General features: G+C 63.0%; 22 protein-coding genes. 11 read left to right on the plus strand and 11 right to left on the minus strand.

The window, feature by feature from the left end:
• Positions 1 to 57: 57 nt before the first annotated feature.
• The 8 genes from HWY30_RS13365 to HWY30_RS13400 form a co-directional block, all read right to left on the minus strand.
• Positions 58 to 1,779 (minus strand): DUF6311 domain-containing protein, encoded by a 1,722-nt coding sequence (locus HWY30_RS13365; RefSeq protein ID WP_143037219.1) that lies wholly within the window; start codon positions 1,777 to 1,779, stop codon positions 58 to 60.
• A gap of 590 nt (positions 1,780 to 2,369) precedes the next feature.
• Positions 2,370 to 3,914, minus strand: coding sequence for an alkaline phosphatase family protein (locus HWY30_RS13370; RefSeq protein WP_090807515.1), 1,545 nt, complete (start codon positions 3,912 to 3,914; stop codon positions 2,370 to 2,372).
• A 151-nt stretch (positions 3,915 to 4,065) separates the two neighbouring features.
• Positions 4,066 to 4,758, minus strand: coding sequence for a hypothetical protein (locus tag HWY30_RS13375; RefSeq protein ID WP_090807513.1), 693 nt, complete (start codon positions 4,756 to 4,758; stop codon positions 4,066 to 4,068).
• Positions 4,758 to 5,240, minus strand: coding sequence for a glycoside hydrolase family 108 protein (locus tag HWY30_RS13380; RefSeq protein WP_090807511.1), 483 nt, complete (start codon positions 5,238 to 5,240; stop codon positions 4,758 to 4,760). The genes HWY30_RS13375 and HWY30_RS13380 overlap by 1 nt, the downstream gene beginning before the upstream one ends.
• Positions 5,241 to 5,294: 54 nt before the next feature.
• Positions 5,295 to 6,773, minus strand: a complete 1,479-nt coding sequence (locus HWY30_RS13385; protein WP_090807509.1) for a tetratricopeptide repeat protein — start codon at positions 6,771 to 6,773, stop codon at positions 5,295 to 5,297.
• A gap of 286 nt (positions 6,774 to 7,059) precedes the next feature.
• A complete protein-coding gene (locus tag HWY30_RS13390; protein WP_090807507.1) occupies positions 7,060 to 7,923 on the minus strand; it encodes an ABC transporter permease in 864 nt (287 codons plus the stop codon).
• A 16-nt stretch (positions 7,924 to 7,939) separates the two neighbouring features.
• Positions 7,940 to 8,734, minus strand: coding sequence for an ABC transporter ATP-binding protein (locus HWY30_RS13395; protein WP_090807505.1), 795 nt, complete (start codon positions 8,732 to 8,734; stop codon positions 7,940 to 7,942).
• A 39-nt stretch (positions 8,735 to 8,773) separates the two neighbouring features.
• Positions 8,774 to 9,793 carry an ABC transporter substrate-binding protein gene (locus HWY30_RS13400; RefSeq protein WP_090807503.1) on the minus strand — a complete coding sequence of 340 codons (1,020 nt, stop codon included), beginning with the start codon at positions 9,791 to 9,793 and terminating at the stop codon, positions 8,774 to 8,776.
• Between the two features lie 280 nt (positions 9,794 to 10,073).
• On the opposite strand from HWY30_RS13400, the gene HWY30_RS13405 reads away from it, so the two are divergent.
• The 6 genes from HWY30_RS13405 (at position 10,074) to HWY30_RS13430 (ending at position 16,767) form a co-directional block, all read left to right on the plus strand.
• The gene (locus HWY30_RS13405) at positions 10,074 to 10,751 is read left to right on the plus strand and encodes a response regulator (protein ID WP_018423692.1); all 678 of its coding nucleotides are present in this window, start codon (positions 10,074 to 10,076) and stop codon (positions 10,749 to 10,751) included.
• 2 nt (positions 10,752 to 10,753) lie between these two features.
• A complete protein-coding gene (locus tag HWY30_RS13410) occupies positions 10,754 to 12,139 on the plus strand; it encodes a sensor histidine kinase (RefSeq protein WP_090807501.1) in 1,386 nt (461 codons plus the stop codon).
• A 127-nt stretch (positions 12,140 to 12,266) separates the two neighbouring features.
• Complete coding sequence (locus HWY30_RS13415; protein ID WP_090807499.1) at positions 12,267 to 13,307, plus strand: ABC transporter substrate-binding protein; 1,041 nt, start codon at positions 12,267 to 12,269, stop codon at positions 13,305 to 13,307.
• Between the two features lie 168 nt (positions 13,308 to 13,475).
• Positions 13,476 to 13,727 (plus strand): AbrB/MazE/SpoVT family DNA-binding domain-containing protein, encoded by a 252-nt coding sequence (locus HWY30_RS13420; RefSeq protein WP_090807497.1) that lies wholly within the window; start codon positions 13,476 to 13,478, stop codon positions 13,725 to 13,727.
• Entirely contained in the window at positions 13,721 to 14,071 is a 351-nt protein-coding gene (locus HWY30_RS13425; protein ID WP_090807495.1) for a type II toxin-antitoxin system ChpB family toxin, read from the plus strand. Before HWY30_RS13420 ends, HWY30_RS13425 begins: the two co-directional genes overlap by 7 nt.
• A 467-nt stretch (positions 14,072 to 14,538) precedes the next feature.
• On the plus strand, positions 14,539 to 16,767 hold the full coding sequence (locus tag HWY30_RS13430) for an NADP-dependent isocitrate dehydrogenase (RefSeq protein ID WP_090807493.1): 2,229 nt from the start codon (positions 14,539 to 14,541) through the stop codon (positions 16,765 to 16,767).
• 186 nt (positions 16,768 to 16,953) lie between these two features.
• Here HWY30_RS13430 and HWY30_RS13435 read toward each other — a convergent pair whose 3' ends face one another.
• Together HWY30_RS13435 and HWY30_RS13440 are read right to left on the minus strand one after the other, a co-directional pair.
• The gene (locus HWY30_RS13435; protein WP_090807491.1) at positions 16,954 to 17,181 is read right to left on the minus strand and encodes a hypothetical protein; all 228 of its coding nucleotides are present in this window, start codon (positions 17,179 to 17,181) and stop codon (positions 16,954 to 16,956) included.
• 360 nt (positions 17,182 to 17,541) lie between these two features.
• Positions 17,542 to 18,438, minus strand: a complete 897-nt coding sequence (locus HWY30_RS13440) for a LysR family transcriptional regulator (RefSeq protein ID WP_090807489.1) — start codon at positions 18,436 to 18,438, stop codon at positions 17,542 to 17,544.
• A 98-nt stretch (positions 18,439 to 18,536) separates the two neighbouring features.
• Between HWY30_RS13440 and HWY30_RS13445 the strand changes: the two genes are divergently transcribed.
• The 3 genes from HWY30_RS13445 to HWY30_RS13455 are packed head-to-tail and all read left to right on the plus strand — an operon-like array spanning position 18,537 to position 21,532.
• Entirely contained in the window at positions 18,537 to 19,841 is a 1,305-nt protein-coding gene (locus HWY30_RS13445) for a CitMHS family transporter (protein WP_090807486.1), read from the plus strand.
• A gap of 25 nt (positions 19,842 to 19,866) precedes the next feature.
• The gene (locus HWY30_RS13450; protein WP_090807484.1) at positions 19,867 to 21,225 is read left to right on the plus strand and encodes an acyclic terpene utilization AtuA family protein; all 1,359 of its coding nucleotides are present in this window, start codon (positions 19,867 to 19,869) and stop codon (positions 21,223 to 21,225) included.
• 1 nt (position 21,226) lies between these two features.
• A complete protein-coding gene (locus tag HWY30_RS13455) occupies positions 21,227 to 21,532 on the plus strand; it encodes an AtuA-related protein (RefSeq protein WP_090807483.1) in 306 nt (101 codons plus the stop codon).
• 55 nt (positions 21,533 to 21,587) lie between these two features.
• Here the strand turns inward: HWY30_RS13455 and HWY30_RS13460 are convergent, their stop codons facing one another.
• Positions 21,588 to 22,298, minus strand: coding sequence for a FadR/GntR family transcriptional regulator (locus HWY30_RS13460; RefSeq protein WP_090807481.1), 711 nt, complete (start codon positions 22,296 to 22,298; stop codon positions 21,588 to 21,590).
• 418 nt (positions 22,299 to 22,716) lie between these two features.
• Between HWY30_RS13460 and HWY30_RS13465 the strand changes: the two genes are divergently transcribed.
• Together HWY30_RS13465 and gudD are read left to right on the plus strand one after the other, a co-directional pair.
• Entirely contained in the window at positions 22,717 to 24,048 is a 1,332-nt protein-coding gene (locus HWY30_RS13465; protein WP_090807479.1) for an MFS transporter, read from the plus strand.
• A gap of 130 nt (positions 24,049 to 24,178) precedes the next feature.
• Positions 24,179 to 25,528: a glucarate dehydratase gene (gudD, locus tag HWY30_RS13470; protein WP_090807477.1), complete on the plus strand. Its 1,350-nt coding sequence runs from the start codon at positions 24,179 to 24,181 to the stop codon at positions 25,526 to 25,528.
• The last annotated feature ends 116 nt before the right edge of the window (positions 25,529 to 25,644 follow it).

Here is a 25,644-nt window from a genome sequence, read left to right on the forward strand (position 1 = left end):
CGCGGGGAACATTTCAGATGGACAAGCCGTACCTATAAGATAATTGACGAACTTACATTACTTGTTCGCCAATGCACCGCACGACGTCGTGCATCCATGCCAACCCGGTGCGATTACGTCATAGTTGTCGACTGTTCCGACAAATCCATCGCCCTTGAAATTTGCCTTGGCTGTCGCCCAGCTTTGCGGGGTATGGAACACGTAAAGCGTGTCGGGCGAATAAGTACCGTGCTCGATCGTATCCTGCAATTGCGCCTGCACCTGGCCGAGCTTGTCGAAATCGACGCGCGCAAGATTGCCGCCGTTGATCGTCATCTTCGCATTAGACGCCATGAACGCAATCGGGACATAGGTGTAGCCGCCATCTAGCGGCATGACAAACGCGATCCGCTTGTAGTGCCGGGGCACCTCTTTCCAGAAATCGGACGTGAGGGACGGGGTCCACTGCTGCGTCCATTGGCTTCTGAAATACTTTGACGCCTTGATCAGATCCGTGGCCTGGAAGACCACGAAGACACACAAAAGAGGAACTACCCATTTTCTGGGTGAGAGTTTGATGAAGCGAAATAGCAGAAAGACAATAGCCGCATAAAAAACCGGCCAGATAAAGCGACCCGAGGCGCGGAATGTCGACGTGAATCCTGTCAGGAAGGCCGGCATCGGGTACTGGAACAGCTCATGGCGGCCGCCGAGAGAGACCCGGTTTGACAGCGCGAACAGATAAAACAGCGCGCACACGAAGATCAGTGACGCGTGCGTGCCCCAGGCAATGGGCGCGTTCTTGCGATGTTTTATGATCAAGACCGCCGTCGTCACGAAGAGCAGTAAGACGCCAGCACCGATGTAGCAGAAACCTTCGTAATCTCCGCCGAGGAATCCATAGCTGCTCCAGATCGACCAGATGGCCTCCGCCCGGAACGGCGAGGTCAGGGTGACGCGATAGGTGCCGAATCCCCCCGACACGACGCTTCTGACCATGTAATAGCCGACCGACCAGGTCGTGATCAAAACCGCAACGGCAAGACACGGAAGCTCGACAGCCAATTGCTTCAATCTTGCGCTACCGGGCGCAAGCAGGCGTACCCGATCGGCAAACCAGATGCCTGCGACCATGGCAAGCAAATAGGCGTGAATCGATGCGGTCACGCAAATCAACAGAATCCAGTGCCACATCCTGCCCCGGTTGGTCAGATAGAGATATAGCGCGGCAAGCAGCAGCCAATGCCCTATCAGGGCCTCATGTCCGTGAAGCCGCCAAAGCATAGGCGGAGAGAGTGTCAGAAGTGCGCAACCTAGTGCTTTGATCACGTTGTCCGTGGTGCGCAGCGACAGGATCGCCCAGGCAAAAACGGCCTGTAAAGCAAAGCAGGCGGCGATCCATAGCCCAAAATATTGAAATTGGTCCGGCAGGACGCCGCGAACCAGCTTGAACAGGATTGCGAGCAACGGTATTGAATCCGAGAATACGATCGAACTACCGATGACTTCCCCGTACCCCGGATTCAGGCCTAAGGGGAATTGCAGATACGGACTATGACGGAAAAAATTCCATCCGACGTATTGCTGCGGGGCGTCACCGTCGCTCGACATAATCCAGTCCACACGAAGCGGATTCAGCCCGTGTCCGCCCGTGAACGCCAGGAAGACGATTAAGCCGATAGCGGCCGGAATCAGGACGTTCCGAATGCGGAATAAGTCAGTCATTGTTAATGGAAAGTCTAGGTCGTATTGATGGTGAATGTAACGCAACTGGAAAAACGGTAGCGATGAATCGAGCAAGCCGGGAACCTGATGGCAGTGATATCCGAAGCCGCGAAGATTAAAAGTCTGGTAGCGGCATGGCGGCGGGGACGGTCGCCGTAACGCCCGTGGTCGGCAAAACGAATTGTTCAGGACGGGCTAACTACAGATCCTTCCTGCCTCCAGCGACGGTGGAGAATGGTAATCGTGAAGACGTTGTTTGGTCTAGAACCAACCCTGACTATCGACTTGCGGACAGCACAAGGCGAACCGTCACGATGTCCGGCGATAGCTCGCTCACCAGCATTAAACCGCGGGTTATCGTTTATGGCAGTCTGAAACCGGGCCAGCAGCGGCCGTTCATCCGGATCTGCCGACCGACCGAAAGTGGCCGTTGTCCGCGCGATAGCGCTTGTCGCCGGGAAAATAGCCGGCGGCGCTGCGCTGCGGCGGTCCGAACCGAAACTCCCAGTTTCTATGGCACGATTCACCGTCCGCTTCACTGATACCGTCACTGCCAACCGGCCACTGCGTCAAGACGATTGAAATAGTCGAAGAAATCCAAAGTCCCCGATTTCACGAACTCTGGCATCCGGCAACGTTCCGCACTACCACCGCTTTGCGGCGTGCTATTTCTCCGAGACCGGATTGACGGGCAAGGCCGTTTCTTCCGCATCGTCTCGCGCGATGCCCGGCGTCGCCTCACGGACCGATTGCCGCAAGCGCGTGAACGCTTGGCTCGTGCGTGCATCGCGTTGGTCGCGTGCGTCGTAGAAGTCCTTGCTGAGCCACTGGCCGAGACTCATCATCAGCGAGCCCAACGCGCTCTTGAAGCGCACCCATGCGTTGCCGGTGCGCGCCAGTTGCGCGGCCGCCTCGACCGCCTCGGCGGCGAGCCGGTCCAGTTCCGCGTGCAGATAGTCGGCGAAATGATGCAGGCCATGCTGATTGCCATTCGACGATTTGCGTTCCAGTTCGACGTGCTGCGCAATCAGCGATTGATTGGGCACGCGAATAAACGGAGGCGTATCGGTGCGCGCGCCGCCGCCACGGCGAATCGCCACACCGAGGTTCGCGGACGCCTCGGTGCGCTTGCCGAGCGGTGGCATTTGCCACTTGTCGCACAGGTACTTCAGCAGGCTGCAATGATCGAATCGTTCGTTGCACACGCCGGCTTCGCACCACGGTGACACCAGGATGGCGGGAACACGCACGCCGAGTCGTTTGAAATCGAAGCTCGCGGTGTGGTCGTCGGGTGCGAGCACGTCGGCCGGCGGCGATACGTGGTCGTAGAAACCGCCGTGCTCATCGTAGAGGACCACCAGTAACGCGCGCTCCCACAGCGCCTGATTCGAGCGCAGCGCATTGTAGGTATCCGCGATCAGCTTCTCTGCCTTCATGATGTTGTGCGGCGGATGATCGTCGTTCTGCGCTTCGCCGAAGTACTTCGGCTCGATCAGTACGAATTGCGGAAACTGACTGGCGGGTCCCGCTGCGTCCTCGAAGAATTGATCGAAAGAGCGGTAATTCGCGAGGTTTTCCGCGCGTCGCTGGTTCTTCAGCAGCAACGAGGCGGGGAAGTCGTAGAAATAGACGCTCCACGTTTTGCGCGCGGCGTTCAGCCGATCGAAAATCGTGTCCTGATCCTGCTCGGTGTACCAGTGCGGATTGAGCCCGTCGAGTCCCGAAGGCATTTCGATCTCGCCTTTCGACGTACCCGTCAGCGCGAAAAAACGGTTGGGCCACGTCGGCCCCGGCAATGACGAGAACCACCGGTCGCACACGGTGAATTGCGAACCGAGCGTGTGCAGCGCGGGCAGAAAGCCGAGCGGGTAATAGCCCATCACGTCTTGCCGCGCGGCGAGGCTGCTCTTCGGGTAGTCGTTCACGAACGTACGCACGAAACCGCTGTTGTCGGCGGCGATCTGTTCCATCACGGCCTTGTGCTCGTGATTCGGATCGTGCTTCATCTGCCGCTCGCGCGTTTCACGCGGATAGAAGGTGTGGCCTTGACCGTCGGCGTTCGATTTGCCGGCCGCGTTGCGCACGCCGTCCAGTTTGTCGTGCACGGCGTCGAGGCAGCCGAGCATCTGGTCGAACGAGTGATTCTCCATCAACAGTAGCACGACGTGTTCGATCGGATCGTTCTGCGCGTTCTGCTCGACGTCACTCATCTTCTATCGCTCCACTCGGGACGGGATGGACTTCGCGTTGCCAACTTAGCGCAAAACGCGCGCCGGCGAAAGAGCCCTGCTTTGAGGCGGACATGCACGCGACGGTCAATGTACTTCGTCGCGTGCATGATTCGCTTAACGTAGCATCGACTCAACTGCCGCCCGAGAAGATCGGACCTTGCCCGCCCGGCGCGAACGATGGGAAGTGGTCGCCGGACGGCGCGGCCGCCGCCGGTGCGTGCGCTCCCGATTGCGACGCCGGTTCGCGCAACGTCAACGCGCTATCGGCCGTGATCGGCACGCTCGGCTTCGCGAGCAGCTCGGTCTTGCGCATCGAGCCGACCGACGTGCCGAAGTAATAGCCGATGATGCTGATCCACGCGGTTCCCAACGCGCCGACGATCACGTTGACGAGATCCTTGTTGGTACCCGGCAAAGGCTGGAACGCCATCAGCAGCAAAATGCCGAAGAAGCCGGTGGTGACGGCCATGGCGAGCACCTTCGGGACCCAGTCGCGATTGGCGACACCCATCGCGCGTGCATTCGCGGTGTCGCTCGTGGCGATGCGGGCCATGTCGGCGTCGTGCGCGAGGCTCGACTGCGCGGCCGTCACCATCAACTGCTGCAATTGCAGCGAATTCGCGCTTTCGGCCTGGCGAAGTTTTTCGAGTGCGCCGGGGTCGTTCAACGCGGGTTCCACGAAGGCCGGGTCGCTCGGCGTGCCGAGCGCGTGCGAGATGATCGCGGCGGCAGCGGTCACGCCGAGGCCGACCGGCCCCCCTACGAGCCCGGCGAGAAGCGGGGCGGTGCTATTGATATTCTTCGCAACTTTAGACCAGTCCATCATGCTGCTCCCAGGAGAAGATTGGCTGCCATGCGTTCGGTCCAGCCGCGGCTGAAACTCGGCCACGAATGCAGGTTCCGCAGGTACCGCAGACGATACGCGGCGAAGCGCATCACGAACTTCATCGGATCGGCGTTCTTGACCGCATCGAGCGTGTCGGGGCCGAACTTGCCGTCTTCCCTGGCGCCGGACGCTTTCTGCATCCACAGCACGACGAGGCCGCCGTTGTAGTTCGCATCGAAAATCTGGAAAGCCACGCGCGGATCGAGTTCGTCGAGATGCAACGGGTCCCAGTACCTGCGCTTGGCGATCTGATGGGCGGTATCGAGCGGCAGGTCTTTCATCGCGCCGTTATAGCCCTCACTGCGCGCGACGCGCGCTGTCACACCCCACATCGTTTCGCCGCCTGGATCGGCCGGATTGAAGCTGTACCCGCCTTCGTTTCCGATCAAGGCTTTGAATGCATCTTCGAAGCTGTCCATCGAACTGTCTCCTGTTCGGCTGTGTTGCCAACTCAAATGGCGAATGCGCGCGGCTCAGGCCGCTTGCATCGCCCGTCCTACGGCGTCGCTTACCGTATCGAGCGATGCCCGAAGCGGGTACGACGTCATGGGATTCGAAACGGGCTTGACGCGCAGGTCAGGCCTCGATGTCCGGGTGTCGGCTTCGTCGGGCGATGCGTCCGTCGAGAGCGCCAGCTCGCGTTCGCGCGCCGACAACGTGCCGGCGTCGAGCTGCAATGCCTGTGCATACTTGCGCGCGGCCTCGCGCAGCGCGCCTTTGTGTTCCAGCGCGTGGCCCCATTCCACATAGGACGGCGCGAGATCGGGACGCAACGCGACGGCGTGCGACAGCTTGTCGATTGCTTCGTCGTCGTGGCCGGTTTTGACGAGCGCCTCGGCCCAGTCGTGCAGCGTGTCGACGGAGTCGGGGTTCATCTTGGCAGCCTGCCTGAATGCTTCGAGTGCTTCGCGATCGTGCTTCTTCGAATGCAACAGCACGTCGCCGAGCAGTCGCAGGTTTTCAGCGGTGCGCGACTTTTCCTTCGCGCCGGCCCGCATTTCCTTTAGCGCATCGTCGATGCGGTTCTGCTGTTCGAGCGCAATGCCGAGACTCGCGCGCAGCACCGCCGAGTGCTTGTATTGGGTCAATGCTTCACGGATCTGCTGCTCGGCTTCTGTCGAGCGCTGCTGACTGTCGAGCAACCACGCCTTACCCGCGACTGCCCATTGGGCTTGCTCGGATGAGGGCAACGCGAGGACTTCGTCATAGATCCCGACGATCTCGCGATAGTCGCATTGCGCGAGCGAGCATTTAGTCTTTTTTTGGACCTGCGTGAACAGATGACTGGCGAGGATGTTAGGTTCGGCGAGGCGCATCGCCGTGACTGCGATGTCGCGCACGAGCTTTTCGAGGTCGCGCCCTTCGAACGGCACCGTGCTTTGGCGGCCGTTGAACGGTCCGTGTTCTATCTGCACGTGCGCGACGTATGAATCCGCGCTGCTATTCGTCTTCGTGATGCCGATGTGCACGGCGACATCGTCGCGTTTGAGCACGCCTTTGATGAAGCGCACCGTCGTCGCATACGACATTTCCTGACCCGGAATCTGGATGTCCTGTTGCGCGTCGTTGCTGGTCATCGTGTCGTGCGGAATCGATTCGGCATCCTGGCCGATTTCCTTCATCGCCGACATGATCCGCTCGGCGAGAAAGTTCGCCGTATAGCCGCGCTCGGTCAACGTTTGCGGTGTCTCCACCGGCGGTACCAGCAATTGACGCGCGAGCACGCCGCGCACGACGAGGCAGATGGAACCGATCGTCAGTAGGATGAACAACCAGGGCAGGACATACGGCCAGAGGCGTTTCGGTCCGCGGCCGATCACACCGGCGGTGTGCAAGCCGAACAGCACGAATCCGCTCGAATGATGACGATCGCGGCGATTCGCGGTGTTGGCGCGCATGAACGGGCCGCCGTACCCGTTGGTTGACCGGCGTTGACTCTGTGCACTCGACATGACTCACCTCGCTTCGATCCGCGATCGATGTTGGCGATCGCCCGACTTGCGCGGTGGGGTACGCATCGAGCGTGCCATAGCGCATGGAACGGGCTGGCAGCCGGATGTTGGCTTCTGGTGGGGGATTGAAAGAAAGAAGTGTTGCGAGGTGGCCAACGTATTGCGAAAAACAGTTTGCTGGCGGGAGACAGGATGTGCGTTAGCAAATAAAAATGCCGCTCAGTCCAGAAGACTGAGCGGCATCGGTGCAGCGAACTACTGTTTGTGGACTCTGAGCTGCCGTGGCTTAAACCGAACTCGGCCGCCACTTCAACAATCGACTCTCCACCGCGGTCAGCAGGTAGTCGGCGGCAAGCGCGACCACCGCCAGCACGATCATCGCCGCGAACACGCCGGCCGCATTGAACGCGCCCTGGGCGGTGGAGATCAGCAAGCCGATGCCCTGCTTCGAGCCGAGAAACTCGCCGACCACCGCGCCGACCAGCGCGAAGCCGAAGCTCACGTGCAGGCTCGCGAGAATCCAGCTCAGCGCCGACGGAATCACGACCGAGGTCGTCACCTGACGGCGCGACGCGCCGAGAATCTGCGCATTCGCGATCATGTAGCGATCCGCTTCGCGCACACCCTGGAACGCGTTGGCGAACACGACGAAAAACACCATCACGACCGCGAGCGCGACTTTCGATGCCATGCCGAGCCCGAGCGCGATCACGAACACCGAGCCGAGCACGACGCGCGGGATCGAGTTGGCGATCTTGATGTAGAGACTGAACACGTCGGAGAGCAGCTTGTTTCGGCCGAGCACGATGCCGCAGAAGATGCCCCCGATCGAACCGATGATGAAGCCGAGCCCCGTTTCCTCGAGCGTGACCCACACCTGCGTGAGCAGCGGCCCTTGCGAGGTACCGTTCACGAACCAGTCGACGATCTGAGCGAAGATCTCGCTCGGCATCGAGAAGAAGAAAGGGTCGATCCACTTCAGGCGCGCGGACAGTTCCCAGCCGCCGAGCACGACCACGAGCAGGAGAATGCGCAGCGAAATCACCAGAACCTGGCGCTGGCGGATCTTCTTCTGCGCAATACGCTCGACGTGAGCGAGCGACGCGGCGTCGATGCCCGAGGGCATCATCTGTTGAGAGGGTGTAGACATGTTTGCCGTTCCTTGATTAACCGATCTGCACTTCTTCGCGCAGGTCATGCCAGATATCGCGCGAAATTTCGATGAAGCGTGAGTCGTAGCGGACCTCCGACGTGACGCGCGGTCGCGGCAGATCGATTTCGTAGACTTTCTTCAGCGTGGCGGGGCGGGCAGTTAGCACGAACACGCGATCGGCGAGCGCAATCGCTTCTTCGAGGTCGTGCGTGACGAACACGACCGAGCCGGCGCCGCCCCACAATTGCAGCAACTCGTCCTGCATCAATGTGCGCGTCTGCATGTCGAGCGCCGAGAACGGCTCGTCCATCAGCAGGATTTCCGGCTTGTTGATGAAGGTCTGCGCAAGCGCGACGCGCTTGCGCATGCCGCCGGACAGTTGATGCGGATAGTGCTTGCCGAACTTGTCGAGGCCCACGCGGCGCAGCCATTCGTTCGCTTCGTCGTAAGCGGCCGATTTCGAGCGGCCGCGATACAGCGGACCCGCCGCGACGTTGTCGAGCACCGAGCGCCACGGAAACACCGCATCGGCCTGAAACACGAAACCGATGCGCGGATCGATGCCGTCCACCGGCGCGCCCATCACGCGCACTTCGCCGGTGGTCGGCTTCAGCAAGCCGGTGATCATGCTGAGCGTGGTGGACTTGCCGCAGCCGGTCGGGCCGACCACCGCGACGAATTCGCCGCGTGCCACCGACATGCTGAAGTCGCGCAGCGCGATCGTGGCCTTGCCGTCCGGGGAAATGAAACGGCACGACACGTTGCGCATTTCGATCGCTGGCGTCTCGCGTGACATAGGTTGATTCATCGGCGGGTGCCTCGCAGTTCTGTGAAGATGAAAGAAGCGTTACTTCGACGCGGTCTTGACCGGCGCCGACAGGTAGTCGTTGGTGTAGGTCTTGGCGAGATCGATATGCTTGCCCTTCACCGACGGATTGAATGCGGACAGCACCTTCAGTACCGTATCCGGGCCGTCGGCGGGCATCTTGCCGTCCTTCGTGAACATCGGCAGCGACGCCTTCAGCGCGTTCACGTACAGGTCCTTGTTGTTGCCGTAGTAGTCTTTCGGCATCTGCGCGGCGATGTCCTCGGCGCTATGCGTCGCGATGTAGTTCAGCGTCTTCGCGAACGCATGCGAGAGCTTCGCGGCCTCGTCCTTGTGCGCTTCGGCCCACGCGCGCTGCACGTAGAAGCTCGAAGCGGGGTAGGTGCCGCCGAGCGCGGCGCGCGTGCCGTCCACGTTGCGCATGTCGACCAGCACCTTCGCGTCGCCGGTCTTGAGCAGTTGCGAGACGGTCGGCTCGGTGGTCATGCCGGCGTCGATGCGGCCTTGCTTGACGGCGGCGATGAAGCTGTTGTCCGCGCCGACCGGCAACATCGTGTATTGCGTCGACGGCACGCCCGCGCGCTGCGCGAGGTACTGCGTGAGGAAGCTGGTCGACGAACCGAGGCCGGTCACGCCGAGCGTCTTGCCTTTGACGTCGGCCATGCTCTTCAGCGAATCGGCCGCCTTCGTCGAGACCATCTCTACTTCGCCCGGCACCTGGCCGAAGACGACGAGCGCCTGCACTTCCTTGCCCTTGCTCTGCAGGTCGATCGTATGATCGTAGAAGCCGACCACGCCTTGCACCGCGCCCGCGAGCAGTTCGTTCTCCGCATCGACGCCGGCCGGCTGCGACAGGATCTCGACGTCGAGGCCTTCGTCCTTGAAGTAACCGAGCTGCTCGGTGAGCTTGGCCGGCAGATAGATGATCTTGGTGGCGCCGCCGACCATGATCGTGATCTTCTCGGCGTGAGCGGCGGCCGAAGCGGCGGCAAGGGCGAACGCAACTCCTGATACAGCGGCAATCTGGCGCAAGGTACGCATGAAGCAGTCTCCTTAGTTGGGTCGCCGCGACCCCGTGGTGCGCGGCGCTTTTCTGGGTCAATGGGGGCGATTATAGAAACGCGAAACCTTCTGGCAGCTTTCGGGGTTTGGCGCAAAACATGGGTGTTAACCCGAAAATGCGCCGAAAATGCGCCGACATTGCGCGCGGATCGGCACCGCGCTCGCGGCGGGCACTGGACTATGCGGCAAACCACACGGTATGCGCGCAGCCCCCTTGTTTTAAGGCACAATCGACGACCTGACTTTTGCCGTTGCCGCCATGAAGCTGCTGCTGATCGAAGACAACCCCACGCTTGCGCACTGGCTCGCGAAGATGCTGGAGCAGGAGGCCTTCGCGCTCGACGCCGTGCAGGACGGCGATGAAGCCGACCGCCTGCTGCGCACCAATCACTACGACGTGATCCTGCTCGACCTGAACCTGCCGAAGCTGTCGGGCAAGAACGTGCTGCGCCGGCTGCGTCAGCGTGGCGACGCGACGCCGGTGCTGATCCTTACCGCGAGCGGCTCGATCGACGAGAAGGTGGAGCTGCTCGGCGCCGGCGCCGACGACTATCTGGTGAAGCCGTTCGAAGTGCGCGAGCTGATCGCGCGCATCAAGGTGGCGATTCGGCGGCAGTCGCCGTCGAAAGCGGGCGAGGTGGTGTGCGGCGATCTGTCGTTCGACATCGACACGCGCCAGTTCACGCTGAAGGGCGCGCCGCTGAATGTGACGCCGCGCGAGCGTTCGGTGCTCGAAGCGCTGATCCTGCGCCTCGGCAAGACGGTGACGAAGCCGGCGCTGGTCGATGCGATCTTCACGCTCGCCGACGAGCCGAGCGAGGATGCGGTCGAGATCTACATTTCGCGTCTGCGCAAGAAGCTCGATGGCAGCTCGGCCGCGATCGTCACGCTGCGCGGGCTCGGCTATCTGCTGCGCAAGCGGGAAGACGACCAGTAACGATGGCCAATAGCCTACGCATACGCCTGCTGTGGTGGCTGCTCGTCCCGCTCGCGCTTTATGTGTTCGTGACCGGCAAGACCGAGTACGACAACGCGCGGCACACCGCGAATCTGGTGCAGGACAATCAGCTGGTCGCGTCGGCGCGGATGATCGCGGGCGAGGTCGAATGGAGCGACGGCTTTCTGCGTGTCGATGTGCCGCCCGCCGCGCTCGAGATCTTCGCATCGCCATATCGCGACCAGGTGTTCTATAGCGTGCGTGTTGACGATGGGCGGCTGCTCGCGGGTACGCCTGATTTCCCGCCGCGTCCGCTGCGGGCGCCCGACGTGCCGGATTCGTACTACACGCAGTTGCACGGCCAGCAGGTGCGCGCTGTCGACATCGTGCGGCTCATGTACGACAACGGCGCGACGCGTCCCGTGCGCGTGACGGTCGGCAAGACCGTGCGCTCGCGCGATGCGATGACGCAACAGCTGTGGCGGCCGCAACTCGTGCGCCAGTTCGAAATGATCGCGCTGGCGGTGGCGCTCGTTTGCATCGGGCTCACGTTCGAGTTGCGGCCGTTGATGAAGGTGAAAGACGAGGTGGCCGACCGCGATCCGATGCAGCTCGAACCGATTCGCGTCGAGCGTCTGCATACGGAACTGCGGCCCATCGTCGATGCGATCAATCAGTGCATCGCGCGGCTCGGCGTGCAGGTGGCGGCGCAGCGGCGCTTTATCGCCGACGCCGCGCATCAGTTGCGCACGCCGCTCACGCTGCTCGGCACGCAACTGCAATTCGCGCGGCAGCAGGAAGGCCTCAATCCCGCGCTCGACGAAGCGCTTGCCGCGATGCATCGCAGCAACCGGTCGATGGTCGGGCTCACCAACAAGCTGCTTTTGCTCGCGCAGGCCGAGGCCGCCGACAACTCGCAGCTCGCCATGGAACGCGTCGATCTGGTGCCGCTCGCGATGGAGGTCGTCGAAGATCTCGGCCTGCTCGCGCAGGCACGTGAAATCGATCTGGGCGCGGAATTGCACGGCGCGGCGCCGGTGCTCGGACATCTCGGCTTGTTGCAGGCACTGATCGCGAATCTCGCCGAGAACGCGATTCGCTATACGGGCAGCGGTGGTCACGTGACGGTCGCCGTGAACGCTGATACCGCGGCCAATGCGGTGACGGTCAGCGTGACCGACAACGGCCCCGGCATTCCGGCCGAATCGCGCAGCCGCGTGTTCGAGCCGTTCTTTCGTGCGTCGACGGATACCGAGGGCACGGGCCTCGGTCTTGCGATCGTGCGCGAAATCGCGGACGCCCATCACGGCGAGATCACGCTGAAGGCGGGCGAGGGCGGCAAGGGTGTGCATATCGCCGTGACGTTTCCGCGCGCGACGCCGAAGTGATCGGGATAAACCCGAGGTTCGCGCAACATGCACAGCCGGGAAAAGCATCGGGAAGGGTTCGCACCTTCAAAATCACGGGCAGGCGACCCGCGCGGCGCCCAGACGCAAGATAACGGAGACAGCCCCAATGAAGCTTTCCTTGACGCGTTTCTCGCGCGCGGCCTATGCCGCCGTCGCGGCGTCGCTCGCGCTGTGCGCGCTCGCGAGACTCGCGACGTCTGCGCAAGCCGCCGCGCCGGAGAAACTCGCGATCATGGTGGGCGGTACCAACAAGCTCATCTATCTGCCGGCGCGTCTTGCCGAACAGCTCGGCTATTTCAAGGCCGAAGGGCTCGACGTCGAACTGCTGTCGCAGCCGACTGGAATAGACGGCGAAAACGAAATGCTCGCGGGCGCGGTGCAGGGCGTGGTCGGCTTCTACGATCACACGATCGATCTGCAGACACGCGGCAAGGAAGTGAAGACGATCGTCGTGTTCAGCCAGGTGCCCGGCGAAGTGCAACTGGTCGCGGCGAAATCGGCCGATTCGATCCGGAGCATGGCCGACGTGCGCGGTAAAACGCTCGGCGTGACGGGGCTCGGCTCCTCGACGAGTTTTCTCACGCAGTACCTCGCACAGCGCGCGGGCGTGCGGTCCACGCAATACACGCTGCTGCCGGTCGGCGCGGACAGCAGTTTCATCGCGGCGATGCGGCAAGGACGCATTCACGCGGGTATGACGACCGAGCCGACCGTTACTCAACTATTGAAAGCGGGCGACGCCAAAGTACTCGTCGACATGCGCAATGTCGATGGCACGCGCGCCGCGCTCGGCGGCATGTATCCCGCGTCGAGCCTCTACGTGCAAAGCACGTGGCTCGACGCGCATGCCGACGAAGCCGCGAAACTCGCGCGCGCATTCGTCAAGACGCTGCGCTATATGCACACCCACAGCGCGGAACAAATCGCCGCGCAGATGCCAAAAGAAGACATCGGCAACGACAGGGCGCTGTATATCAGCGCATTGCAGGCCTCGCTGCCGATGTACACCGTCGACGGCAAGATGCCAGCCGACGGTCCGCAGACGGTGCTGAAGGTACTGTCGAGCTTCAATCCGGCGGTGAAGGGGCGGCATATCGATCTGTCGCGCACGTTTACCGATCAGTTCGTCGATGACGTGAAGCCTTGAAAGTGCGTCGTTGCGGCGGCGGGTTGGTTGCCTCGTTTAGGTTTGGGTTCCTTTCTTCGCCGACTAACAGGCGATTTCAAGATCAAAAATGTAGAGTCAATGTAGATACGGGCGACTTGCTGTTTTCGCCGTGAGTATCTACAATGGATATACATTTGGAGCTGGGATATGGAACTCAAGATTCAGAAGTGGGGCAACAGCGCTGCAGTACGGTTGCCTACCGTGTTGTTGGAGCAAATTCATGCGTCGGTGGGCAGCTCGCTGAAGGCGGACGTGCGCCCCGAGGGGGTGTTGCTTACGCCTGCGCGTCGCAAGTATTCACTGGATGAACTCGTCGCGCAGTGCGATCCGAAGGCGCCACCGCCAGCCGATCTCGACGTCTGGAGTGAAGTCAAACCGGCGGGGCGCGAAGCATGGTAAGGCGCATCAAGTTCGAGCGCGGCGATATCGTGCGCGTGAGCCTGAATCCGACGCCTGGCAAGGAGCAGCAAGGCGATTTCCGTCCCGCGCTGGTTTTGTCGCCTGCCGCATTCAATGCTCTTGGGGTCGCGCTCGTTGCGCCGATCACGCAGGGGGGGGAGTTCGCTCGATACGCTGGGTTCGCGGTACCGCTCTCGGGTTCGGGAACAGGGACTCAGGGGGTGGCTCTGGTGAATATGGTGCGCACTCTGGACCTCGAGGCCCGTGGCGCACGCAAAGTCGAGCGCGCTCCGGCCGAGGTAGTCGAGGACGCGCTCGCCCGACTTCAAACGATTCTGGAATGACGGGAAAGACGATACGAACTAAACCAATCCGCGGCGAGCGACCCCATCACTGCGCCGCCGGCATCCGAGTCACACTCTTCGGCACCCGCCCATCACTACCCGCGGCGTCGTCCGCTGGAGGGCCGCAGTCACGGCTCGGTGGCGGCATTTGCGGCTCGTCAATGCGACCAATTCGCATTCATCCAAAAATAATATCCCGCAAGTCATCTATAAGATATCTGTCTTAAGACCGGGGTAATCGGCCGCAAACCCTTGCCAGTCATGGATCGACCCGTTTGGGTAGCGTCTCGCGACCTGTTTGTTCAGTCACATTTAGTGGAAAACGCGCATATACTCTCGGTCGTATCGCAAAACGAAGGTCGCGGGGTTGCGTCGTGCCGAACTGACGCCGTCAGCCGTCGCGCCACGATTTGCGCTGGCTTCGACTGCCAACGCTCTGTCTATCACTTCCTAGCAAAGCATTAATCATGTCCACACCGCCGAAGATCATCTACACCCTGACCGACGAAGCGCCCGCACTGGCGACGTACTCGCTGCTGCCGATCGTCAAGGCGTTCACGCGCTCGTCCGACGTGCTCGTCGAAACGCGCGACATCTCGCTCGCCGGCCGGATCATTGCCGCATTTCCGGACTACCTGAGCGCGGAGCAGAAGGCTTCCGACGATCTGGCGGAGCTCGGTAGACTCACCATGCGCCCGGAAGCGAACATCATCAAGCTGCCGAACATCAGCGCGTCGGTGCCGCAGTTGAAGGCCTCGATCGCCGAGCTGCGCGACCAGGGCTATAAGCTGCCGTCGTACCCGGACGTCGCGACGACCGACGCCGAGAAGGACGTCAAGGCCCGCTACGACAAGATCAAGGGCAGCGCGGTGAACCCGGTGCTGCGCGAAGGCAATTCGGACCGCCGCGCGCCGTTGTCGGTGAAGAACTACGCGCGCAAGCATCCGCACAAGATGGGCGCATGGCGCGCGGACTCGAAGTCGCACGTCTCGCACATGAGCGATGGCGATTTCTACGGCAGCGAGAAGTCGGCGCTGGTCGCCCAGGCCGGTAGCGTGAAGATCGAACTGGCCGCCGCCGACGGCACGATCACGGTCCTGAAGGCGAAGACGCCGGTGCAGGCAGGCGAAATCATCGACGCGTCGGTGCTGAGCAAGAACGCGCTGCGCAGCTTCATCGAAGCGCAGATCGCCGAGGCGAAGGCGAACGGCGTGCTGTTCTCGGTGCACCTGAAGGCCACGATGATGAAGGTCTCGGACCCGATCATCTTCGGTCACGTGGTGTCGGTGTTCTACAAGGACGTGCTCGCGAAGCATGCGGAAGCACTGGCCAAGGTCGGCTTCAATCCGAACAACGGTATCGGCGACCTGTACGCGCGTCTGAAGGATCTGCCGGCTGAAACGGCCGCGGCGATCGAAGCCGACATCAAGGCGCAGTACGAACAGCGTCCGCCGCTCGCGATGGTCAACTCGGACAAGGGCATCACGAGCCTGCACGTGCCGAGCGACGTGATCGTCGACGCATCGATGCCGGCGATGATCCGCGAGTCGGGCAAGATGTGGGGCGCCGATGGCGCGCTGCACGATGCGAAGGCGGTGATTCCGGACCGTTGCTACGCCGGTGTGTACCAGGCGGTGATCGAAGACTGCAAGAAGCACGGTGCGTTCGACCCGGTCACGATGGGCACGGTGCCGAACGTCGGGCTGATGGCCCAAGCCGCCGAAGAATACGGTTCACACGACAAGACGTTCCAGATCCCGGCGAACGGCGTGGTCCGCGTCACCGACGAAGCCGGCGCGGTGCTGCTCGAGCAGCCGGTGGAACAGGGCGACATCTTCCGTATGTGCCAGACCAAGGACGCGCCGGTCCGCGACTGGGTCAAACTCGCGGTGAACCGCGCCCGCGCTTCCAACACGCCGGCCGTATTCTGGCTCGACGCGGCGCGCGCGCACGATGCGCAGATCATCAGGAAGGTCGAGCAGTACCTGAAGGATCACGACACGAACGGTCTCGACATCCGCGTGATGACGCCGGTCGAAGCGACGAAGTTCTCGGTCGAGCGCATCCGCGCCGGCAAGGACACGATCTCGGTCACCGGCAACGTGCTGCGCGACTACCTGACCGACCTGTTCCCGATCATGGAACTGGGCACCAGCGCGAAGATGCTGTCGATCGTTCCGCTGATGGCCGGTGGCGGCATGTTCGAAACCGGCGCGGGCGGTTCGGCGCCGAAGCACGTGCAGCAGCTGGTCGAGGAAGGCTTCCTGCGCTGGGATTCGCTCGGTGAATTCCTCGCGCTGGCGGCATCGCTCGAGCATTTGGGCACCGCGTATCACAACCCGAAGGCGCAGATTCTTGCGAAGACGCTCGATCAGGCGACTGGCAAGTTCCTCGACAACGACAAGTCGCCGGCGCGCAAGGTCGGCGGTATCGACAACCGCGGCAGCCACTTCTACCTCGCGATGTACTGGGCCGAAGCACTGGCCGCGCAAACCGACGATGCCGCGCTGCAGACGCAGTTCGCGGGCGTCGCGAAGGCGATGGCCGACAACGAGGCGAAGATCGTCGCGGAACTCGGCGCGGCGCAGGGCAAGCCGGTGGATATCGGCGGCTACTACCGTCCGAACGTCGAGCTGACTAGCAAGGCGATGCGCCCGAGCGCAACGCTGAACGCAATCGTCGATTCGGTGGTTTGAGCTCGCGCGGGCGACTGATGCGGTAAGCGCCGCGGCCGCACCTGCGCTGGCCCCGAAAGCCGCGGTAAGCACGCAGCACAACCGCGGACAAGGCCGCAAGCAGGACCGCAAATACGACAATGGCGCCTTCGGGCGCCATTGTCGTTTCTACTGTCACTGCTACGTCGCCGTCGGTCATGCCCGTCCTTATACGTGAACGATTTCCCATTCGGCGAGCTTCTCCGGAATCTCGAGCGTCGACGTGTCGAGCTCCGACAGATGCTCGCAGCTCAGACCGCGCGCGAGGTCGTCGGCGGCCTGTTGCGGGCTCGAGAATTCTCCGAGCGTTTCGTTGCCGTAGGTGGCTTCCCAGCCGTCCTGACCCGGCAGAATGTAGAACGCTCCCTGCGTCGAACCAAAGCGAAAGCCTTTCATTTTTAGTCTCCCAGTTGCCAATAAAAAAAGCCGCGATTCGTGACGGCTTCTTCGCAATCTGCGGGATTTGGGTGGCCATGTCGCGAGGCCCCTCGAATCCGACTGCGTGAAGCGCGTGCTCTTGTGAAAGAGTCTACGTCAGCGAATCGGCGGGCAATTGGCGTCGAACCGGTCTTTATATTAAAAATATCCGTGTAAAAACAAAGGCTTGTGCGATCCGTTTTGCGATGTGCAACGCCGCCGGGCATCGTGAAATGGCCGCTTTGTGCCCCGCAACATGATTTTTTACGACGCGCGGCATCGTTTCGTATCGTGAAAATTAGGGGCTGCGCGCGACGCGCAAAACGACGCTGTGCGGCCCTATGACGCGCCGAGCCGTTCGATCAGCATCGCGACGAAGGTCTCGGTCACCGGCGGCAAGGTTCGGCCGCGCTTTTTGATCAGCGCGATGCGCCGCGTGAACGCGGCTTCGTCGATCGGTCGCGCGACCAGCTCGGGCTCCGCGCGCACCTCGCGCGCGGACGCCGGCAGGATCGTGATGCCGAGCCCGGCGCGCGCCATCGCTACCGCGCTCATCATGTAGGTCGGTTCGCAGGCGATGCGCGGCTCACATTGCGCGTCGGCGAACGCGCTGTCGACGACCGCTCGCACGCTCGTGCCCTGCGCGGTCAGCACGAGCGGCTCGCTGGCGAGATCGGCGAGCGTGACGGGCCGGCGCCGCCGCGCGAGCGCGTGCTGCTTCGGCAGCACGGCGACGAGCCGGTCGAGGCCCGCATGCAGTACCTCGAGCCCGCTGTCGTTCAGCTCGCCGCCCGTCAGTCCGATATCGGCTTCCTCGTTGCGCACCAACGTGTTGACCATGCTCGCGACGACATCGCGCACCTCGAAGCCGACGCGCGGCACGGCTTTTCTCAGCGCCTGCACGAGCTCGGGCAGCACGCTCGCCGCGAAGGTCGGCAGACACGCGATGCGCACCGTGCCGCTTCCGCCTTCGCCGAGCGCGCGCGCATCGAGCAGCACGTGCTCCATGTCGTGCAGCGATTTCTGCAGCACGGGCAGCAGCTCGCGGCCGGTCGGCGTCAGGGCGACGTTGCGGCTGTTGCGATCGAACAGGCGCAGGCCGACCGTTTCCTCGAGCCGGCGAATCTGCACCGTCAACGCCGGTTGCGACAGATGCAGCCGCGCGGCCGCACGCGTGAAGCTGCCCGTTTGCGCGACCGCGATAAACGCGCGGATGTCCCGCAGATTCAGATCCATGACGATTTGTGATTGCTGCAATCAATTCATTTCAATTGCATTATTGCTGCCCCGAACTTACGCTCGATCACACTAAAAAACAACCTGGAGACAAGCTCATGCTGCCATTGCTGGGGCTGGCTACCATCGTCGTGCTGCTCGGCGCGATCCTGTCCAAACGCATGTCGCCGCTCGTCGCGCTGATCATCGTGCCGCTCGCGGCCTCGCTGCTCGGCGGCTTCGGCTTGCAGACGAGCAAGTTCGTCGTCGATGGCCTCAAGAGCCTCGCGCCCGTCGTCTGCATGTTCGTCTTCGCGATCCTGTACTTCGGCACGATCACCGACGCCGGTACGCTCGACCCGATCATCGAGCGCATCCTGCGCGCGGTCGGCACACGGCCCACGCGCATCGTGATGGGCACCACGCTGCTCGCGCTGCTGATCCACCTCGACGGCTCCGGCGCCGTCTGCTTCCTCGTCACCATTCCGGCGATGCTGCCGCTCTACGACCGCCTGAAGATGGACCGGCGCGTGCTCGCCGCGGCGGTATCGATGGCGGCCGGCATCAATTTCCTGCCATGGACGGGGCCGATGATCCGCGCGTCCGCGTCGCTGCATCTGCCGATCTCGGCGTTGTTCAATCCGCTTATTCCGGTGCAGGCGATCGGCCTCGTATTTGTGTTCTCGATGGCGTACTGGCTCGGGCGGCGCGAGGAAAAGCGCCTCGGTCTCAACGCTGCGAGCGGTTCCGTGCCGATGCCCCAACGCGAACTGACGCCGGAACAACAGGCGCTGCGCCGCCCGCAAAACTTCTGGTTCAACATCGTGCTGACGCTCGTCGTGCTCGGCACGATGGTCGTGATGGGCGAGAAGATTCCGCCGGCGATCATGTTCATGGTGGGCCTGTGCATCGCATTGATGGTCAACTATCCGAATGTGGACATGCAGCGCAAACGGATCGACGCGCATGCGCGCGCCGCGCTGATGATGGCCGGCATCCTGCTCGCGGCCGGCGTGTTCACCGGCGTGATGCAGGGCAGCGGCATGCTGAAGGCGATGGCGCAGGCGGCCGTCGGCTTCGTGCCGCCGGCGATGGCGACTCATATTCCGATCGTGCTCGGCCTGCTGTCGATGCCGCTCAGCATGCTGTTCGATCCCGATTCGTTTTATTTCGGTGTACTGCCGGTGATCGCGGAAGTGGCCGGCCAGCTCGGCGTGCCCGCGGTGCACGTCGGTCAGGCCGCGTTGCTCGGACAGATGACCACCGGTTTTCCGGTCAGTCCGCTCACGCCCGCGACGTTCCTCGTGGTCGGGCTGTGCGGTATCGATCTGGCCGATCATCAACGATTCACGTTTCCCCTGCTGTTCGGCGCGTCGGTCGTGATGACGATCGCGTGCGTCGTGCTCGGGATCTTTCCACTGTGAGCTTCACTGAAGGAACGGGAGCACCATGACAGCCACTGAACCTCGACGCGTCGTGCGCATCGGCGCGGGCGCGGGCTATTCGGGCGACCGTATCGAACCCGCGCTCGAACTCGCGGAACACGGCCAGCTCGACTATCTCGTGTTCGAATGTCTCGCCGAACGCACGATCGCGATCGCGCAGCAGACGCGCAGCAAGGACCCGGAGCTCGGCTACGACCCGCTGCTCGAAGCGCGCATGCGCGCGGTGCTGCCCGTCGCGGCGCGCAACGGCGTGCGTATCGTGTCGAACATGGGCGCGGCCAATCCGCTCGCGGCAGCGCGCCGGACCGCGCAGATCGCGCGCGAGGTGGGTCTCGGCGGCCTGAGGATTGCCGCAGTCACCGGCGACGACGTGCTCGACGTCGTGCGCGCGGGCGACTTCCATTTCGTCGAATCGGGCGAGGCGGTGGCCGCGTACGCGGACCGGCTGATATCGGCCAATGCGTACCTCGGCGCGAGCGGCATCGTCGAGGCGCTCGCGGCCGGCGCGCAGATCGTGCTGACCGGGCGCGTCGCCGATCCGTCGCTGTTCGTCGCGCCGCTGATCCACGAATTCGGCTGGCGCATGGACGACTGGCCGATGCTCGGCCAGGCGACGGTAATCGGCCATCTGCTCGAATGCGCGGGGCAGATCACCGGCGGCTATTTCGCGGACCCCGGTTTCAAGGACGTGCCGAATCTCGCGCGGCTCGGCTTTCCGATCGCCGAAGTTGCGCGGGACGGTTCAGTGGTGATCACGAAGCTCGCGCAAAGTGGCGGGCTCGTGACCGAGGCGACCTGCAAGGAGCAGTTGCTCTACGAGATCCACGATCCGCGTCGTTATCTGCAGCCCGACGTGGTCGCCGATTTCTCGCAGGTGCGCGTCGAGCAGGAAGCCGTGGACCGGGTGCGCGTCACCGGCGGTGGCGGCACCGAGCGCACCGCGACGTTGAAAGTGTCGGTTGCGTATTTCGACGGCTATATCGGCGAGGGGCAGATTTCGTACGGCGGACCCGGCGCGCTCGCGCGGGCGCGGCTCGCGCTCGATATCGTGCGCGAGCGTCTCGCGCTGACCGGCGTGCAGACGCGCGAGTTGCGCTTCGATCTGATCGGCGTGAACGCACTGCATGGTGACGCGGTGGCGGCCGGTCATGGCGAGCCGTACGAAGTGCGCGCCCGGGTGGCGGGACGCACGGCGTCGCTCGCGCAGGCGCTGCGCATCGGCAACGAGGTCGAGACGCTGTACACGAACGGACCGGCGGGCGGCGGCGGCGTGACGAAGGCGGCGCGCGAGGTGGTCGCGGTGCAATCGGTGCTGCTGCCGCGCGAGTATGCGGCGCCGGCTTTCTCGCTGATGGAGGCTTGAGATGAAACTACGGGAACTGGCCCACTCGCGCACCGGCGACAAGGGCAATACGCTCAATATCTCGGTGATCTGCTACGACGCGCTGCATTACGAGCGGTTGCGCGATGTGCTGACGCCCGAGCGCGTCAAGACGTATCTGCGCGATGTGGTGCGCGGCGAGGTGGTGCGCCATGAGTTGCCGGGCCTTGCCGCATTCAACTTCGTGCTCGGCGACGCGCTCGGCGGCGGCGTTACGCGTTCGCTCGCGCTCGACGCGCATGGCAAATCGCTGAGCTCGGCGTTAATGGATCTCGACGTGGGGCAGTGAGGGCATTGCCGGCGGCGTGTCGTGTTGCGGGGCGGCCGCTCAGCCCCGCATGTGATCACACGCCAGCCTTCGTCAGGTCATGCGCGCGGCGCAGTCGCTCGCGGCTGTTGCTCAGATGCATGCGCATCGCGGCGCGCGCGTCGTCGGCATCCTGACGCTCGATCGCGCGATAGATCATCAGATGCTCGCCGAGCACGCTGCGCAACACCTCGATATGGTCTAGCTCCGCGATCTCCGCCGAACCGAGCCGGGTGCGCGGGCTGACCGAGCGGCCGAGCTGGCTCAGCACGTCGAAGAAATAGCGGTTGCCGCTCGCGCGCGCGATCTGCAAATGGAACTCGATGTCGTGTGCGAGCGTGTCGGTGCTGCCGCGCTCGAGCTCCGACTCGAATCGATCGAGCGCAGTGCGGATCTGCTTCAGGTTCCGCTCGGTGCGCCGCGATGCCGCGAGCGCGGCCGCGGCCGCTTCGACGTCGATCCGGAACTCGATGATCGCCATCACGTCGAGCATGCTGGTGAGATCGGCGGCGGGAAGCTGCATCGGCTTTTCGGCGGCGGGCGCGAGCACGAACGTGCCAATGCCATGGCGCGTCTCGACGATCCTCTCTGCCTGCAGACGCGAAATCGCCTCGCGGACCACGGAGCGGCTCACGGACAGCTGCTTCATCATCGCGACTTCGGTGGGGATGCGGTCGCCTGGCCTCAGCGCCCCGCGGCGAATCTCATCGGAAAGGGTGGCCACCACCTTTTCAGTTAGGCTGCTCATTTTTGTGGCTGGTTGACTGATCCTGCAAAGTATCGCACAGGACTGTACTCGATTCTGCCGCGTTCGGCGGCATCGGCGCGGGCTATTTTTTGCGTGCGGATGCGCGGTTGGGGGCGGGGATGAGGCGGACATTTGCGCAAACGCATGGGCTGCTGACGACAGTCTGTCAATTGGAGACATCAGACGTCCTAGTTCGAGGCGGATTCCGGGTTAGTCAACAGGGCTATGAACCTTTGAATCTGCCGTCATTTCAAGGCGCTCACTCTGGAACCACAGGGTAAACACCCCACTGGATTTGACAAAAGTAACGCGGTAGACTGTCGTCAGACAACATATCGGGCGTAGAGCAGGGTCTTGCACCCACCGGGTGCGCCGCGCTGCGTTCCACCAGGCCTTGTGGCCGACAAGGAGACACAACTTGACATCAGTTCTGACCACCGCGCTCGACCCGCTGGAATCGGCGGTCGCGAAGGTGAAGCGCAACGTGTTGCCGCTTTTCCTGATCATGTTCATCGCGAACTATATCGACCGCGTGAACATCGGCTTCGTCAACGCGCACATGAAGGCCGATCTCGGCATCGGCGCGGCCGCCTACGGGCTCGGCAGCGGGCTGTTCTTCATCGGCTACGCGCTGTTCGAAGTGCCGTCGAACGTGCTGATGCAGAAGTTCGGCGCGCGCGCCTGGCTCACGCGCATCATGGGCACGTGGGGGCTGGTGGCGGGCGCGATGGCGTTCGTCTGGAACGACACGTCGTTTTACGTGCTGCGGTTCCTGCTCGGCGTCGCCGAGGCGGGCTTCTTTCCCGGCGTCGTCTTTTACTTCACCCAGTGGCTGCCGCAAAAGGAACGCGGCAAGGCGATGGCGATCTTTCTGTCGGGCTCGGCGCTCGCGTCGGTGCTGTCCGGTCCCATCACCGGCTCGCTGCTGTCGATTCGCGGCCTCGGCCTGCAAGGCTGGCAGTGGATGTTCCTGATCGAAGGCGTGTTCTCGATCGCGCTGTGCGTCGTCAGCTGGTTGCTGTTGAAGTCGCGCATCCGCGACGCGCATTGGCTCACGGCCGAAGAACAGCGTGTGCTCGAACAATCCATCGCGGCCGAACAGGGCGAGCGCGAAGCGCAAGGCGGCGCGCATCTGCCGACGGTGAAGCTGCTGAAGGACCCGCAAATCGCGCTGTTCTGCTTCCTGTACTTCGCGATCCAACTGACCATCTACGCGGCCACTTTCTGGCTGCCGACCATCATCCGCAAGATGGGCGGCCTTTCCGACTTCGAGGTCGGCATGTTCAACGCGATTCCGTGGCTGATCTCGATGGTCGCGATGTACGGCTTCGCGGTCGTATCGGCGAAGTGGCGTCATCAGCAGGGCTGGCTCGCGGTCGCGCTCGTCATCGCGGCGGTCGGTCTGTTCGCGTCGACGTCGGGCAACCCGGTGTTCTCGTTCGTCGCGATCTGCTTTTCGGCGATCGGCTTCAAGGCGGCCTCGTCGCTGTTCTGGCCGATTCCGCAGGGCTACCTCGATGCGCGCGTCGCCGCCGGCGTGCTCGCACTGATCAATTCGCTCGGCAACCTCGGCGGCTTCTTCGCGCCGGCCACCTTCGGCTATCTGCAGCAGCACACGGGCTCGATCACGGGCGGGTTGTACGATCTTGGCGTCGCGTCGCTGCTCGCGGCGGCGGCCGGCTTCCTGACGCGCAACAAGCCCGGCAATCGCGAACCGTTGCCCGATTCGTCGCGCGGCAACGCGCATTGACTACACTGACGGCTCGCATGCGGCCGTCGATTTTTCTGTATTCGAGTTCTCATCCGGTCCGGTCGAACACGCGCGCCGCGCGCGGCGGCTTCCGCCGGCCGGCCTACTTCATCACACAGGTGCTTTTCCCATGTCCACCAAACCTACCGAATCGAACACCACGCCGGTCGTCACCGAACTGCGCGTTGTGCCCGTCGCCGGTCGCGACAGCATGCTGATGAATCTGAGCGGCGCGCATGGTCCGTTCTTCACGCGCAACATCGTGATTCTGCGCGACAGCGCGGGCCATACCGGCGTGGGCGAAGTGCCGGGCGGCGAGAACATCCGCAAGACGATCGACGACGCGCGGCCGTTCGTGGTCGGTCAGTCGATCGGCAATCTGCAGGCGATCCTGAACCAGGTGCGCACGCAGTTCGCCGATCGCGACGCTGGGGGGCGTGGCCTGCAGACCTTCGACCTGCGCACGACGATTCACGCGGTGACCGCGCTCGAAGCCGCGCTGCTCGATCTGCTCGGGCAGCATCTCGGCGTGCCGGTCGCGGCACTGCTCGGCGAAGGCCAGCAGCGCGACGAAGTGGAAATGCTCGGCTACCTGTTCTATATCGGCGATCGCAACAAGACCGATCTGCCGTACGCGAACAACGCCGGCGCGCGTGACGACTGGGAGCGCGTGCGCACCGAGGAAGCGCTGACGCCGGAGACGGTCGTGCGTCTTGCCGAGGCCGCGAAGGCGCGCTATGGCTTCAACGACTTCAAGCTGAAGGGCGGCGTGCTGCCAGGCGACGCCGAGATCGAAGCGGTCACGGCACTCGCCGAGCGCTTCCCCGAAGCGCGCGTGACGCTCGACCCGAACGGCGCATGGTCGCTCGCGGAAGCGGTGCGCCTGTGCCGTGACAAGCACGATGTTCTCGCCTACGCGGAAGATCCATGCGGCGCGGAGAACGGCTATTCGGGCCGCGAAGTGATGGCCGAGTTCCGTCGCGCAACCGGCCTGCCGACGGCGACCAACATGATCGCGACCGACTGGCGTCAGATGGGTCACGCCATCCAGCTGCAATCGGTCGATATTCCGCTCGCCGATCCGCATTTCTGGACCATGCAGGGCTCGGTGCGCGTCGCGCAGATGTGCAACGACTGGGGCCTCACGTGGGGTTCGCATTCGAACAACCACTTCGACATTTCGCTCGCGATGTTCACGCACGTCGCGGCCGCGGCGCCGGGCAAGATCACCGCGATCGATACGCACTGGATCTGGCAGGACGGTCAGTTCCTGACGCAAGATCCGCTGCAGATCGTCGGCGGTAAGGTCAAGGTGCCGCGGAAGCCGGGGCTCGGCATCGAACTCGATATGGATGCGCTCGAGAAGGCGCACGCGATGTATCAGCAGCACGGCCTCGGCGCGCGCGACGACGGCATTGCCATGCAATATCTGATTCCGAACTGGAAGTTCGACAACAAGCGGCCGTGTCTCGTGCGTTAAGGCAACGCTGATTAAGTCCACCGAATGTGCGCCTCAAGCGTTATAGAGCGCACAGGAAACGACAAACGCAAAACACGATGAAGCAACAAACGCTCGCGATGGCCGCAGATCAAGGT

This window comes from Paraburkholderia tuberum STM678 (genome assembly GCF_902833905.1).
GTDB classification, from domain to species: Bacteria; Pseudomonadota; Gammaproteobacteria; order Burkholderiales; family Burkholderiaceae; genus Paraburkholderia; species Paraburkholderia tuberum.